The sequence below is a fragment of the Rickettsia tillamookensis genome (assembly GCF_016743795.2).
In the GTDB taxonomy this organism is placed as follows: domain Bacteria; phylum Pseudomonadota; class Alphaproteobacteria; order Rickettsiales; family Rickettsiaceae; genus Rickettsia; species Rickettsia tillamookensis.
Genome location: NZ_CP060138.2, coordinates 193,166 through 209,258, shown reverse-complemented (window position 1 = coordinate 209,258; position 16,093 = coordinate 193,166). Strand labels below are relative to the sequence as shown.

Genomic DNA, 16,093 nt, shown 5'->3' with positions numbered 1-16,093 from the left:
AGCATTGTTGCACGCCTCGAAAACCCAGCTCGATGTCATACCGTGGCTTGTCCACGGTATCCAGTAAAACAACTAAAAATACTAATAATATTAGTATTTTTAACTGGATCCCGTGAATAAATCACGGGATGACATTAAAAGTATATTTATACATTCTCTTCATCAAGCTTTACAGCTGCTTTACGCATTTTATCCATAAAGTAACCGGTTCCGGCAGGTACTAATCGCCCAACTATCACGTTTTCTTTTAGTCCTCGTAGTTTATCTACCTTACCGGCAATAGCTGCTTCAGTTAAAACTCTAGTAGTCTCCTGGAATGATGCCGCAGAGATAAATGATCTAGTTTGCAGAGAAGCTTTAGTAATACCTTGTAATATTAATTGTGCTTCAGCAGGTTTTAAACCATTTTTAATAGCCTTTTCATTTATCTCCTCGAATTCATGTCTATCTATTTTTTCACCTGCTAATAAGGTAGTTCCACCTGAATCCGTGATTTCTACTTTTTGTAACATCTGACGAATAATAACTTCTATGTGCTTATCATCAATCTTTACACCTTGTAGACGATAAACGGCTTGAACCTCTTTAACAATATAATTTGCAAGAACCTCTACTCCCATTACTTTTAAAATATCTTGGAGTACCGGATTACCATCAATCAATAAATCACCTTTTTTAACAAAGTCACCTTCGTTAACTACAACATGCTTGCCTTTAGGTACCATATACTCAATAGACATTGTTTCATCAATCGGATGTATAATAATACGTCTCTTAGATTTATAGTCTTTACCGAATTCTACTCTACCGTCAACCTCGGCAATAACTGCGTGATCTTTAGGACGTCTTGCTTCTACAAGCTCGGCAACTCTCGGTAAACCACCGGTAATATCTTTAGTAGTGGTTGATTCTTTCGGTATACGTGCAATAATATCACCTACAGATATTTGTACTCCGTCTTCTACACTTAAAACTGCTCCAACCGGCAAGTAATATCTAGCTTCTAAACCGTTTGATAAGGTTATAACTTCACCTTTAGCATCTAAAAGCTGTATACGAGGACGTAATTCTGCCCCACGTGAATATTGTTTTGACTCAATAATAACTTTACTTGGTATTCCAGTAGCTTCGTCAGTTACGTCACGAATAGAAATACCCTCAACCATATCTTTGAATAAAACTTTACCTGATTTCTCCGTGATAATCGGTATAGTATAAGGATCCCACTCCGCTAGTTTTTGAGTTTTAATAACCATATCACTGTCATCAACAAGTAATCTAGCACCGTATGGAATTTTATGACGAGCCTTTTCATTACCGTTATTATCAAGTAATAATAATTCACAATTTTGGCTCATAACAATTTTACGTTCTTCGGAATTAATAACAACGTTACGGCTTATAATTTTCACTTTTGCGTCATAGGAAGCTTCTACAGAAGAAACCTCAGCACCTTTTGTTGCCGCTCCTCCGATATGGAAAGTTCTCATTGTAAGCTGCGTACCAGGTTCACCGATAGATTGAGCAGCAATAACTCCGATTGCCTCACCCTCCGACACCAACGTACCGGTAGCAAGATCCCTACCGTAACATATACTACATATACCGGTAGTACTTTCACAGGTTAATACGGATTTTATCATAATTCTATCGAGTCCAGCCGACTCAATCTGCTCTAACTTTGCTTCATTAATAAGCTCGCCTTTACTGAGAATTAGATCATTAGTTACCGGATGAAATATATCGATAGCAGCAGTGCGACCTAAAATCTTTTCAGCTAAAGGTACTATAACTTCCCCGCCTTCAATAACACTCTTAACTTCAATTCCTTTATCAGTTCCACAATCTTTTTCGGTAATAATACAATCTTGTGCAACGTCTACTAATTTTCTTGTTAAGTAACCTGAGCTTGCCGTTTTTAAAGCAGTATCTATTTGCCCTTTACGCATTCCGTTAGCAGAATTAAAACACTCAAATTCAGTTAATCCTTCCTTAAAGTTAGAGATAATAGGAGTTTGTATAATTTGACCGTTTGATTTGGTCATTAAACCTCGCATACCGCCTAACTGCTTAATTTGCTGGAAAGAACCTCTTGCTCCGGAAATAGCCATCATATATATAGCATTTATTTTCTGATGATTCGGATCATCGCTAACCGGCGGCGTAGCAATCTCTTTCATCATGTCGTTTGCTACTCTATCGGTACATCTTGACCAAGCATCAACTACTTTATTATATTTCTCTCCATAAGTAATTAAACCGTTTGAATATTGTTGTTCAAATTCTTTTATTTCAAGCTGAGTTTCATTGATATGAGTACTCTTAGATTCCGGTACTACCATATCGTCCATTCCAAAAGAAATACCTGAAGAACAAGCATATTTAAAACCTAGTTTCATTAGCTGATCGGCAAAAATTACCGTAGCTTTTTGACCGCAGTGACGATAAACTAAATCTATAACTAATGATATGTCTTTTTTAGTTAGTTGTTTATTAATAAACTTGAATTCTATATTAGGGTTAGAAGGCAATAATTCACCGACCATTAACCTACCGTAAGTAGTATCAATGATAACAGGGACCATTTTACCTTCAGCATTTAGCTGATTTCTACGATATTTTATCTTTGTATGAATAGTTATAAATTTATTATATAAAGCATGTTCCATCTCTGCTAAATCTGAGAACATCATCCCTTCGCCTGCTTCATTATCAAATGCAAGGGTTAGATAATATAAACCAAGTACTATATCTTTATCCGGTACAATAATAGGACGTCCGTTTGCAGGGCTTAAGATATTATTTGTAGACATCATAAATACCCTAGCTTCAAGCTGTGCTTCAATCGATAACGGGATATGTACCGCCATCTGATCACCGTCAAAGTCTGCATTAAACGCAGCACAAACAAGCGGATGAAGCTGAATCGCTTTACCTTCGATTAATAAAGGTTCAAATGCTTGAATACCTAATCTATGCAATGTCGGAGCTCTATTAAGTAAAACCGGATGCTCTCTTATGACTTCTTCAAGCACATCCCAAACTTCAGGCTTTTCAGCTTCCACCATTCTTTTTGCGGCTTTAATAGTCGTAGCAATACCGTACAACTCAAGCTTAGAATAAATAAACGGCTTAAATAGCTCCAATGCCATTTTTTTAGGTAAACCACATTGATGGAGCTTAAGCTCAGGCCCAACCACGATAACCGAACGTCCTGAATAGTCAACCCTTTTACCAAGTAGGTTCTGACGGAAACGACCCTGCTTACCTTTAAGCATATCACTTAATGACTTAAATGGACGCTTATTAGCATTTTTCGCTGCTCTACCTCGACGACCGTTATCAAATAACGCATCCACCGCTTCTTGTAACATTCTTTTTTCGTTCCTGACTATTATATCAGGAGCTTTTGACTCTATTAGTTTCTTTAAACGATTATTTCTATTAATTACTCTTCTATAAAGTTCATTTAAGTCCGAAGTAGCAAATCTTCCGCCGTCAAGCATAACAAGCGGTCTAATTTCAGGAGGAATAACCGGCAAAACATCCATAATCATCCATTCTGGCTTGTTTTCCGACTCTAAAAAATCCTCTACTAATTTTAAACGCTTTACTAGTTTTTTCTTTTTAACTTCTGAAGAAGTAGTTTGCAACTCTTCGTATAACTCTTGCTTTAACTTTGAGAAATCAAGCTCTTTAAGCATTTGCTGTATTACTTCTGCACCTATAGAGGCAGTAAACGCATCTTCACCGTACTTATCTTTTGCTTTCTGTAATTCTTCCTCTGTTAAAAGTTCACCTTTTTGTAAAATCGATAACCCAGGGTCAATTACTACATAATTTTCAAAATAAAGAATCTTTTCTACATCTCGCATTGTCATATCAAGAAGCGTACTAATTCTTGAAGGTAATGACTTTAAAAACCAAATATGAGCAACGGGAGCTGCAAGTTCAATATGCCCCATTCTTTCACGTCTTACTCTAGAAACCGTAACTTCGACGCCGCATTTCTCACATGTAATACCACGGTTTTTCATCCGCTTATATTTACCGCAGAGACATTCGTAATCTTTTACCGGACCAAAAATTCTTGCACAAAATAAACCGTCTTTCTCAGGTTTAAAGGTTCGATAGTTAATTGTTTCAGGTTTTGTTACTTCACCGAAAGACCACGAACGTACTTGATCAGGACTTGCTATATTAATCCTTATTTGATCAAATTGTTGAGTATTACTTAATTGTCCGTAAAAATTTACTACGCTCATAAATACTTTTCCTTAAAAATTACTCGTATATACCCAGGTAGAATTTCAAAAATTGGCGTTGTCGTTCTACAAGAGCTTCGGTACTCACGTATTAAGTATACGCTGCGTTCCTCGCCTTGTGAACTCCTAGCTCTTTTTGAAATTGACCTTCGTCTATCAATTTTTTATTTACTCCGAGTATACTATTTTACTAGAGTTCCTATTGCTTGCTATATGTCATTCCCGCCTGAATACCAAATAGTCATTGCGAGGAGCGAAGCGACGTGGCAATCCAGAAAAAATAATAAAAAAATTCTGTAAATCAGAATTTTTTACTGGATTGCTTTGCCTTGATTACTACGTAATTCTTCTCGCAATGACGGATAAAGCCAATACCATGTACGTACGGAAATGACTCGTCTTGCTTAGCTCGAAGTCACTTCAAGCTTTACGTTAAGACATAAAGATCTAAACTCTTTTATCATAACGTTAAATGACTCAGGAATACCTGATTCAAAATTATTTTCACCGCGTACTATAGAATCATAAGTTTTGATCCTACCGTTTACGTCATCCGACTTAACCGTTAACATTTCCTGTAGCGTATAAGCAGCACCGTAAGCTTGTAAAGCCCAGCATTCCATTTCTCCGAAACGCTGTCCACCGAAATGAGACTTACCTCCAAGCGGTTGCTGCGTTACTAAGCTATAAGGTCCTATAGAACGAGAGTGAATTTTATTATCGACTAAGTGATGCAGCTTCAGCAAATATTTCTGTCCAACGGTTACTAGACGGTCAAAATATTCACCGGTTCTACCATCAATTAATTTTACTTGTCCTGAAGGATCTTGACCGGCAAGCTTTAGCATATCTTTAACGTCCTGAACTTTTGCTCCGTCAAATACAGGCGTTGCAAAATGTACGCCTTTACTTACTTTCTTACAGAAAGAGATAATCTCCTCTTCCGATCTTTCAAGTATAGAATTAATATCTTCTCCATACAGTTCAATTAAGAATTTCTTAATCTGCTCAATACCGACCTGTTTATTTTGATATTCCTTGACTAATTCGGATATTTTTTGTGCTAAATTTATTGATGCCCACCCAAGATGCGTCTCTAGAATCTGCCCTATATTCATACGAGACGGAAGACCAAGCGGATTAAGAACAATATCCACTACTCTTCCATTTTCTAAAAACGGCATATCCTCTTCAGGTACAATACGTGAAATAACACCTTTATTACCGTGTCTTCCTGCCATCTTATCACCTGGTTGTAATTTATGCTTAGTTGCAATAAATACTTTTACTACTTTTAAAGCCCCCTGAGGTAAATCATCCCCGCTTTGCAGCTTCTCCACTTTAGTAGCAAATCTTTTATCAAGAGCATTTTTTTTCTCATCATAATGAGTCTTTATCTGCTCTATTTCATTCATTACATTTGCATCTTCCACGGTAAGCTGCCAAAATTGCCCTTTAGATAAGCTTTTTAGCGTTTCACTAGTAATTGTTTGTCCGGCTTTTATTTGCTTAGGACCGTTAACAATCACCTGCCCTATTAAAAGCTTTTCAAGCCAACTAAACACAAAATGCTCAATAATTTCTAATTCATCGTCTCTGTCTTTTGCTAATTTTTCAATTTGTTGTTTTTCGATAGCAATAGCTCGCTGGTCTTTTTCTACACCCCTACGAGAAAATACCCTTACTTCTACTACAGTTCCGCTAACTCCGGAAGGTACATGCAGCGATGAATCTTTTACGTCAAAAGCTTTTTCCCCGAAAATAGCACGTAGTAGCTTCTCTTCAGGAGTAATAGGCGATTCACTTTTCGGCGTTACTTTTCCGACTAAAATATCACCGGCTTTTACTTCTGCACCTACGTAAATTATTCCGACCTCATCAAGATGACGTAACGCTTCTTCACTTACATTCGGTATATCACGGGTAATTTCTTCAGGACCAAGGCGTGTATCTCTAGCTATTACTTCAAACTCTTCAATATGAATCGATGTAAATACATCCTCCTTTACTATACGTTCGGATATTAAAATTGAATCTTCAAAATTATAACCATTCCAAGGTAAGAAAGCCACAAGCACGTTTCTACCTAAAGCAATTTCACCGTTATCCGTACTAGGACCGTCAGCTATAATATCGTTTTTCTTAACGTAATGACCGACCTTAACTAAAGGCTTTTGATTTATACAAGTATTATGATTGGATTTTTGGAATTTTAGTAAGTTATAAATATCAACAGAAGGAGAACCGCTGGCTTTTTGTTCTAGAGTTCTAATCACTATTCTATTTGAATCTACCTGCTCAACAATACCGTCATGTAATGCAAGTACTGACGCTCCGGAATCTTTAGCTACTACCCCTTCAACTCCAGTACCTACAAAAGGTGCATCCGTTTTAATTAAAGGAACGGCTTGTCTTTGCATGTTTGAACCCATCAAAGCACGGTTAGCATCATCGTTTTCTAAGAAAGGTATAAGAGAAGCCGCAACCGATACTACCTGCATAGGAGTCACATCAATAAAATCTACCTCATCCGGTTCTACCATTACAAAATTACCGCCTTCAACTCGGCAATTAATAAACTCTCCTTGCAGTTTCCCGTCTTTACCAACTTTAGAATTTGCTTGTCCGATTTTGTATTTACCTTCTTCAATAGCAGAAAGATATACCACTTCATCAGTTACATGCCCATCTTTAACTCTTCTATATGGACTCTCTATAAAACCGTGTTTATTTATCCTAGCATAAGTAGCCATAGAGTTAATTAACCCGATATTCTGACCTTCAGGTGTTTCAATAGGACAAATTCGACCGTAATGAGTCGGATGTACGTCACGTACCTCAAAACCTGCTCGATCTCGGCTAAGACCTCCAGGACCAAGTGCTGATAGCCTTCTTTTATGGGTTATTTCCGATAATGGATTTGTTTGATCCATAAATTGGGATAATTGGGAGGTACTAAAAAATTCTTTTACGACTGAAACTAAAATCTTGGAATTTACTAAATCATGAGGCATTACGGTATCAACATCACTTGCCGACATCCTTTCAATTACCGACTTTTCCATTCGGACTAGACCTATTCTAAATTGATTTTCTATCAATTCACCTACTGATCTAACCCTTCTATTACCTAAATGATCAATATCGTCTATGATACCTTTACCGTCTTTAAACTCTACTAAAACTCTTACGATATTTTTAATATCATCAATTGTTAAAACCGTAACTTCTTCAGAAATATTCAGCTCTAACCTAGAATTCATTTTTATTCGTCCGACTTCTGAAAGATCATATCTTTCCGCATCAAAGAATAAATTATAAAACAGGCTTTCAGCCGCTTCGATATTAGCGGGTTCGCCGGGTCTTAAAACTCTAAAAATGTCACATAATGCTGCCTCACGGTCCTGATTCTTATCAGCAAATAAGGTATTTCTTATATATGGACCGGATTGAGGATTGATTACTAATACATTAACATTTTTAATTTTAAGATCATTAATAACATTTAGCATATCGCTAGTTATCATTTCACCGATTTTTGCTAATACTTCATCACTTGCAGGATCTCTTAAATCTTCGGATAGATATTTGCCGATTAAAGTTTCATGAGCTACTAAAATATTATTAAGCCCTTCCCCAAAATATTTTTTAGCTAAACGCGGAGTAATTTTTTGCCCTGCTTTCAGTAAAACATTTCCGGTATCTGCATCTACTAAATCACTTGTTAAACGATGAGCAGTAATATGCTGCGGTATAAATTTAACCGCCCAACCTTTATTTTTAACAAGCTTATAAGTTACTGAATTATAATAAAATTTTATAATTTCTTCAGTACTCATACCTATAGCTCTAAGCAAAGTAGTCGCATAAAGCTTTCTTTTTCTATCAATCCTGAAATAAATAACATCTTTAGCGTCGAATTCTAAATCAAGCCAAGACCCTCTATATGGAATAACACGAGCAGAATATAAAAGCTTGCCAGAAGAGTGGACTTTTCCTTCATCATGATAAAAGAATACGCCAGGTGAGCGATGCATTTGCGATACGACTACTCTTTCTGTACCATTAATGATAAAAGTACCGTTTTTAGTCATTAATGGGATATCACCCATATATACTTCTTGCTCTTTAATCCCTTTAATTTCTCTAGTACCGGTATCCTCATCTATATCCCAAATACTTAATCTTAAAGTAACTTTAAGAGGAGCAGCATAACTTAAACTTCTTTGACTGCACTCTTCTACATCATATTTTGGAGTATCGAATTCATATTTTACAAATTCTAAATTAGCAATATTGGAGGAATCTGAAATAGGAAAAATTGAGTTTAATATAGATTGTAAACCTTTATTTTTTCTTTCAGAATCTTTAATATTTAACTGTAGAAAGTTTTTTTCATATGAATTTTTTTGAATTTCAATTAAATTTGGTATATCTGCTACTAAATTTATGTGACCGAAATTTTTTCTTATTCTTCTATTATGTGACAAGGGTTGTGCTTCTATATTATCCCTTAATGAAACCATATAATCTCCTGACTGATAAAATTACTGCCCGTATTGAAGTGATTAGGTCCTATGCATTTTTAATAGAATAATCATAATTATGGCTCTTTTTAGCTGTAAATCATAAGTTTTTTTGAAATAGTAATAAACTCTCCTCTCAAAAATCTTATTAATTTTTGCTTAAAAATATCTCCTAATTATAATCATTAATCAAAAGTGTTCAAAACCTAGGTTCTGTATATAAAATTTAAATTATTTATATTTTAAACAGTAAAATTTTTATTGGAATAGCTACCTATTTCAATAAAATGCTTATAATTTGCAGTAAAATAAAAATATACTGTTTTAAATTTTTTTACATAGAACTTAAATTAAAGAAACCTAGTAAGTTTCCTATTTAGATCTTGTGTAGGCTCTGCGAACATTTCCAAAAAGATTTGATTTTGGTTATTTGTTTGTTACAAAAAATTATAAGATTTTTTTAAAATTAGGTATTATTCCTTCAAAAATCTCATTAATTTTCATTAAAAATCAATTATAAATGTTCACAGAACCTAGAAAATTTTAATAATTTAAATTTCTAGACGTATGGTACGTTAACAAAATTATTTTAATCAATAAGATTTTCAATGTAATAGTTTTAACCTATTTCAAAAAAATAACTTACATTAGCTTTAAAATAATTTTTAAACAAAAAAGCCTTATTCAAATTTAATTACTAAAATAAGGCTTTTTAGATTTTAAGAAGTTAATTTAAAGCTATAAAATATTTTATCATGTAATACAAAAAATACTAGGTCCTGTAAAAAAAATTAATCTATATTTAGTTGTTTTCGATTGAAAATTATAAGTTTTTTTTGGAATAAAGATAACTGTTCCAACAAGAATCTTATTAATTTTTACTTAAAAATATCTAATAATACGAATAATTTAATTTTTCTTTACAGAACCTAGTGCAGAAATAATTATTTTAATTCAACTTTTGCTCCAGCAGCTTCTAACTTACCTTTGATTTCTTCAGCTTCTGCTTTTTTCACATTGCTTTTCATAGGCTTTGGAGCTTCATCAACTAATTTCTTAGCTTCAATTAAACCAAGACCCGTAATATCTTTTACGACTTTAATTACTTCAACTTTCTTATCACCTGCAGCCATTAAAACTATTTCAAACTCAGTTTTTTCAGCAGCTGCTTCAGCTGCAGGAGCTGCTGCACCAGCAGCTGCTACAGCTACAGGAGCTGCTGCAGATACACCCCATTTTTCTTCTAGCATTTTCACAAGCTCAGCTGCTTGCATTAATGTTAATGATGATAATTGTTCTTCAATTTTAGCTAAATCTGCCATAATTTTTTCCTTTTTACTTTTTTTATATTGAGAGATTACTGCATCAGGTATTTCAAAGTTAATTAAATTCTTTTTTGTTGCAAATTATAAGATTTTTTTTAAATAAGAACAATCTCCTATAAAAAACCTTATTAATTTTCACTATAAAAGCTCTTTAATTATCAATTAAAATCCCTAGTGCAGTAACCTTTAAGTTAATTTTTACTAGCATGTGCTTGTATTACTCTCGCCATACTCGAAGACGGGGCTTGTAAAACACCTACAACCTTAGTAGCCGGTGCTTGTAATAACCCAACAATTTTACCTCTAAGCTCATTAAGTGAAGGTAGCTTAGAAAGTTCTTTTATTGAATGTTCATCTAATACGTGATTATCGACTATTCCACCAATAATCTTAAGATTATCATTAGCCTTAGCAAAATTAACTACTAATTTTGCCATCTCAACCGGTTCTTTAGAATAAACAATAGCAGTAGGACCTGCAAATAAATTAGCAATACTATCAAGCCCTGTTTGATTTGCAGCTATTTTTGCTAAAGTATTTTTAACTACTTTAAAACCTGCTTCTTTAGATTTAAGTGATTCTCTAAGTGAACTCACTTGACTAACGGTTAACCCATGATAATGAGTAATAATTACGGAGGGCGATTCTTTATAAATATTTACAATATCCTCTACTGCTACCGGTTTTTCTGATCTTAACACCTTTTAATTCTCCTTTTATAACACAGTTTAATATATTTAAACTGATACAAATGCTTAAAATAACAAAGCTTTTTTATTATTACTATACTACCGTTAAACGGCTATAAAAATTATGCTATACTAGTTAAATCTATTTGTACCGATGCTCCCATAGTAGAAGATAAATACATTGCTTTTAAATAACTTCCTTTTAATCCAGCAGGTTTCGCTTTAACTACTGCCTCAATAAACGCATTTAAATTTTTTAATAAATCTTGGTCTGAAAAAGATAATTTTCCAAGCCCTGCATGAATTATACCTGCTTTCTCTGCTCTATATTCTACCTGACCGCTTTTAGCATTTTTAATAGCATTTTTAATATCTAAAGTTACGGTGCCAAGTTTAGGGTTAGGCATTAAACCTTTTGGTCCTAAAATTCTTGCAACTGAACCTATAGCTGCCATCATATCGGGAGTAGCTATACATACATCGAAATTAATTTTCCCTGCTTTAATTTCATCAATAATATTTGTTGAACCTACTAAATCTGCCCCGGCACTTTTAGCTTCTTCTTCTCTTTCTTCTTTACAAATAACGGCAACTCTTACGGTTTTACCTGTACCGGCAGGTAAATTAACTACACCACGTACCATTTGATCGGAATGCCTAGGATCAATTCCAAGCTTCATAACTATTTCTAAGGTTGGATCAAATTTAACATATGATGCTGATTTTAATCGTTCAACTGCATTTGTTAAGTTATATAAACTATCTGATTTTACTTTTTCTCTAGCTTCTCTTATTTTTTTACCGCCGCTAATTTTTACGGCAACATCTTTCTTATTTGACATAATAATTAATTCCCTACCACTTCAAGTCCCATAGATGCAGCACTACCACAAATAATTTTTGTTGCTGCTTCAATATCTTTTGTATTTAAATCAGGCATTTTTAACTTTGCAATTTCACGACAATCATCCATAGTAACTTTACCTACTACGGCTTCTTTCTTAGTAGCACTAGAACCTTTAGTAATTTTAGCATATTTCTTTAAAAAATAAGAGGCAGGAGGAGTTTTTATTTTAAAAGAAAAACTACTATCTTCATAAACAGTAATTAAAGTCGGCAAAGGTACTCCTTTTTCCTTATCTTTTGTACTATTATTAAATTCATCACAAAATGTTTTAATATTAACTTTTCTTTGCCCAAGGGCCGGTCCTATAGGAGGAGCAGGAGTGGCTCCGCCTGCCGGAATTATCAAGTTAATATACCCTTTTATTGCTTTCTGAGACATTTATAAATATCCTTATTTTTCTCTTAAATTAATAGTGTATAAACTTGTCATTCCTGCGAAAGCAGGAATCTAAAATAAAATATATCTTAAAAAAACAAGTGTTTTATAAGTTGTGCTGGTTAGGCTAATAGCAACAATATACTGATTAGTATAAAAATCTAACTACCTTTAATCATTTTTCTTTACTTGGTTAAAATTTAGTTCTATTGGAGTTGCTTTACCAAATATTGATACTGAAACTTTTAACCTATTTTTTTCTTGATCTATTTCTTCTACTGTACCCATGAAAGTTTCAAAAGGACCGTCTGTAACAGTCACTATTTCACCAACTTCATACAATTTAGAATTCTTTGCTTCTTTAGCTTCTGCTTCTAAATTATTAAAAATATTTTGTATTTCGCTTTCTGTAAGAGCTTTTGGCGTAGTTTTGCTTCCTAAAAAGCCGGTTACACCAGGTATATTTTTCACTAAATGCCAAGATTTATCAGTCATATTCATCTTTATCAAGATATAACTCGGCATTAATTTTTTTTCTACCTTGACATTTTTACCGCGTTTAACTTCAGAAACTCCAAAAACAGGTATTAATATATCTTCAAAAAAATCCGTCATTTTCTGTTTAGAGATTCTTCTAAGCATATCTTCTTTAATGCGTTTCTCTGCTCCTGATGCCGTATGTACTACATACCACTGCTTTACATTTTTTTCAGAAGAAGGCAATATATTATCTATACTCTGTTCTGTCACAATTTATTCCTTATACTATTTGCCGATATTAAGCAAAAGCTGCATTATGTTATGTATACTATAATCAAGTACCAAACAAATTAGGCTAAAAATAAAAACTGCTACTACTACTACTAATGTTGAAGCAACAAGCTCTTTTCTAGTTGGCCAAACTACCTTATAAGTTTCTTGTTTAACTTGTTCAAAAAACTTATAAATTTTATATTCTTTAAACATATTTTTGTTAGGTAATTTATTAGACTTCTTTAAAATTCTACTTCTAGAGGTAATTGACACAATGATCCAGCACTGGAATTCTCACATACTAGTATGTACGCTGCGATTCGAGGTGAAGTATCTCTTTCAAATTTTTCTCTATAAGCAAATTTTGTAAAAATTCTATATTTTATAGCAAAAAAGCTCTAAACCTATAATGGCAGGAGCGACAGGCATCGAACCCGCAACCTCCGGTTTTGGAGACCGGCGCTCTACCAATTGAGCTACACTCCTATCATATTTTTAATAAAAAATCAATAAATTTATTAAAAATATTTGTTATTATTAAAAAATTACTATAATAATCGGTACTTCTAATTTATAAGTTGTCACAGTAAAACAACATTTACCTTTGCAAGACATGACATTAATTATATCTAATTAGATCCATCAATTATTTTTTAGCTTTAATAATATCAGCTACCTGACTCGGCACTTGATCATAATGAGAAAATGTCATACTAAACTGAGCTCTACCTTGAGATAAAGACCTAAGCGTATTAACATAGCCAAACATTTCCGCTAAAGGAACATTCGCAGTAACTACTTGAGCATTTCCTCTTGGATCCATGCTTTGAATTTGCCCTCTACGACTATTTAAATCGCCTATAATATCACCCATATATTCATCAGGAGTGATAACTTCAACTTTCATAATCGGTTCAAGTAATTTAGGATTACCTTTCGGCATCCCTTCTCTAAAGGCTGCCTTTGCAGCAATTTCAAACGCAAGTACACTCGAATCTACATCATGAAACGCACCGTCAACTAAAGTCGCTTTAAAATCAATCATAGGATAACCAGCAATAACACCGGTTTCTCTAATATTATTTAAACCTTTTTCAACACCCGGTATATATTCTTTAGGCACCGCACCGCCGACGATTTTACTTTCAAAGACAAAAGTTTTATTTTTATCTTCATCTTTTAAATCTTTTACCTCTTTTAGAGGCTCAAAAATAATTTTTACACGAGCAAATTGTCCTGCACCGCCGGATTGTTTCTTATGGGTATAATCGATTTCGCAAGCTTTTGTTATAGTTTCACGATATGCTACTTGAGGAGCTCCTATATTTGCTTCAACCTTAAACTCTCTTCTCATACGATCAATGATAATTTCTAAATGGAGTTCTCCCATTCCTTTTATCACTGTTTGCCCTGTTTCATGATCCGTTGAAACTCTAAATGATGGATCTTCAGCGGCCAAACGAGAAAGTGCAAGACCCATTTTTTCTTGATCAGCTGTTGATTTAGGTTCTACCGCAAGCTCAATTACCGGCTCCGGAAATTCCATTCTTTCTAAGATTACTTGCTTATCCATATCGGATAACGTATCACCCGTAGTAGTATCTTTAAGACCTGCTAAAGCTACTATATCGCCTGCTGACGCTTCTTTTACGTCTTCACGATTATTAGCATGCATTAATAGCATTCTGCCGATTTTTTCTCTTTTATTCTTTACAGTATTAATAACAGTTGTTCCTGAAGCAATTTTACCTGAATATATTCTAATAAAAGTTAATGAACCAACAAACGGGTCATTCATAATTTTAAATGCTAAAGCTGCAAAAGGCTCAGTTACCGAAATAGGAAAATCTTTTTCTTCACCGGTACTTACTTCCATACCTTTTACTATACCTATATCAATAGGCGAAGGTAGAAAATCTACTACAGCATCAAGTAAAGGCTGTACTCCTTTATTTTTAAAAGCACTACCGCATAAAACCGGATAAAATGCTGCTGAAATAGTACCTTTTCTGATTAATCTTTTAATTTCTTCTTCTGTTACTTCTTCACCTGATAAATATTTTTCCATAACATGATCATCTAACTCGACAACCATATCAAGTAATTTAGCACGATATTCTTCAGCCTTGTCTTTCATATCGGCAGGTATATCTTCTTCAAAATACTCAGCACCAAGTGATTCATCTTTCCAAATCACTGCTTTCATTTTAACAAGATCAATTATACCTTTAAAATTTTCTTCAATCCCTACAGGCAACTGAATAACAAGCGGTTTTGCTCCTAAACGATCTTTGATCATTTCAACGCATCTATAAAAATCTGCTCCCATTCTGTCCATTTTATTGACAAAACACATTCTAGGAACATTATATTTATCTGCTTGCCTCCAAACCGTTTCAGACTGAGGTTCAACACCTGCTACACCGTCAAATACTGCAACCGCACCGTCAAGAACACGAAGCGAACGCTCTACTTCGATAGTAAAATCAACGTGTCCGGGAGTATCGATAATATTAATTATCTTATCTTGCCATCTACAAGTAGTAGCAGCTGAGGTAATGGTTATACCGCGTTCTTGCTCCTGCTCCATCCAGTCCATGGTAGCACCGCCCTCATGAACTTCACCTATTTTATGCGATTTACCGGTATAATATAAAATACGTTCGGTAGTTGTGGTTTTACCGGCATCAATGTGGGCACATATACCGATATTACGAATATGCTCAAGTTTATTTATTTTACTCATTATATACCCTACCTTATTTCATTTTTTTAGGGCTAAAATGAGAGAAAGCTTTATTAGCTTCAGCCATTTTATGAGTATCTTCTTTCTTCTTAATGGCGACGCCTCTATTATTAGAAGCTTCAAACAGCTCTTCAGCAAGTTTATCAATCATCATTTTTTCAGAACGTTTTGACGCAGCATTAATAATCCAACGGCTAGCAAGAGCATATCCTCTTCTTTCATCAACATGCGTCGGAACTTGATAATTAGCTCCTCCAACCCTAACCGAAGTTACTTCTAAATGCGGCTTCACGTTATGCATAGCATTATTAAAGGTTTGATACGGATCGACTCTATGCTTCTTTTCAATTTTATTAAAGGCTGAATAAACAATTTTCTCTGCAAGGGCTTTCTTCCCTTCTTTCATAATATTATTGATAAATCTTGACAGTAAAATACTGTTATATTTCATATCAGGTAAAATTACTCGCTTTTCGGCGGCGTGACGACGTGACATTTTATTTTTTC

The 16,093-nt window shown here is 34.2% G+C and carries 10 protein-coding genes and 1 tRNA gene; all 11 read right to left on the bottom strand.

All coding sequences use genetic code 11. The features are described from left to right. Positions 1 to 146 precede the first annotated feature (146 nt). Positions 147 to 4,265, bottom strand: coding sequence for a DNA-directed RNA polymerase subunit beta' (rpoC, locus tag H6P87_RS00985; protein ID WP_202069667.1), 4,119 nt, complete (start codon positions 4,263 to 4,265; stop codon positions 147 to 149). Positions 4,266 to 4,669: 404 nt separating this feature from the next. Further along, positions 4,670 to 8,791, bottom strand: a complete 4,122-nt coding sequence (rpoB, locus tag H6P87_RS00980; protein WP_202069666.1) for a DNA-directed RNA polymerase subunit beta — start codon at positions 8,789 to 8,791, stop codon at positions 4,670 to 4,672. A 944-nt stretch (positions 8,792 to 9,735) separates the two neighbouring features. Further along, the gene (gene rplL / locus H6P87_RS00975) at positions 9,736 to 10,113 is read right to left on the bottom strand and encodes a 50S ribosomal protein L7/L12 (protein WP_011271456.1); all 378 of its coding nucleotides are present in this window, start codon (positions 10,111 to 10,113) and stop codon (positions 9,736 to 9,738) included. A 194-nt stretch (positions 10,114 to 10,307) separates the two neighbouring features. Beyond that, complete coding sequence (rplJ, locus tag H6P87_RS00970; RefSeq protein WP_040256974.1) at positions 10,308 to 10,817, bottom strand: 50S ribosomal protein L10; 510 nt, start codon at positions 10,815 to 10,817, stop codon at positions 10,308 to 10,310. Positions 10,818 to 10,927: 110 nt separating this feature from the next. Continuing rightward, positions 10,928 to 11,647 carry a 50S ribosomal protein L1 gene (gene rplA, locus H6P87_RS00965; protein WP_202069665.1) on the bottom strand — a complete coding sequence of 240 codons (720 nt, stop codon included), beginning with the start codon at positions 11,645 to 11,647 and terminating at the stop codon, positions 10,928 to 10,930. A 5-nt stretch (positions 11,648 to 11,652) separates the two neighbouring features. Further along, entirely contained in the window at positions 11,653 to 12,090 is a 438-nt protein-coding gene (rplK, locus tag H6P87_RS00960) for a 50S ribosomal protein L11 (RefSeq protein ID WP_202069664.1), read from the bottom strand. A gap of 168 nt (positions 12,091 to 12,258) precedes the next feature. Then, positions 12,259 to 12,837, bottom strand: a complete 579-nt coding sequence (gene nusG, locus H6P87_RS00955) for a transcription termination/antitermination protein NusG (protein WP_202069663.1) — start codon at positions 12,835 to 12,837, stop codon at positions 12,259 to 12,261. A gap of 15 nt (positions 12,838 to 12,852) precedes the next feature. After that, positions 12,853 to 13,053, bottom strand: a complete 201-nt coding sequence (gene secE / locus H6P87_RS00950; RefSeq protein WP_004996644.1) for a preprotein translocase subunit SecE — start codon at positions 13,051 to 13,053, stop codon at positions 12,853 to 12,855. Between the two features lie 197 nt (positions 13,054 to 13,250). Next, positions 13,251 to 13,326 (bottom strand) — tRNA-Trp (locus H6P87_RS00940). Between the two features lie 160 nt (positions 13,327 to 13,486). Further along, positions 13,487 to 15,586: an elongation factor G gene (fusA, locus tag H6P87_RS00935; protein ID WP_202069662.1), complete on the bottom strand. Its 2,100-nt coding sequence runs from the start codon at positions 15,584 to 15,586 to the stop codon at positions 13,487 to 13,489. Positions 15,587 to 15,599: 13 nt separating this feature from the next. Continuing rightward, the gene (rpsG, locus tag H6P87_RS00930; RefSeq protein ID WP_004996646.1) at positions 15,600 to 16,082 is read right to left on the bottom strand and encodes a 30S ribosomal protein S7; all 483 of its coding nucleotides are present in this window, start codon (positions 16,080 to 16,082) and stop codon (positions 15,600 to 15,602) included. Positions 16,083 to 16,093: the final 11 nt, after the last annotated feature.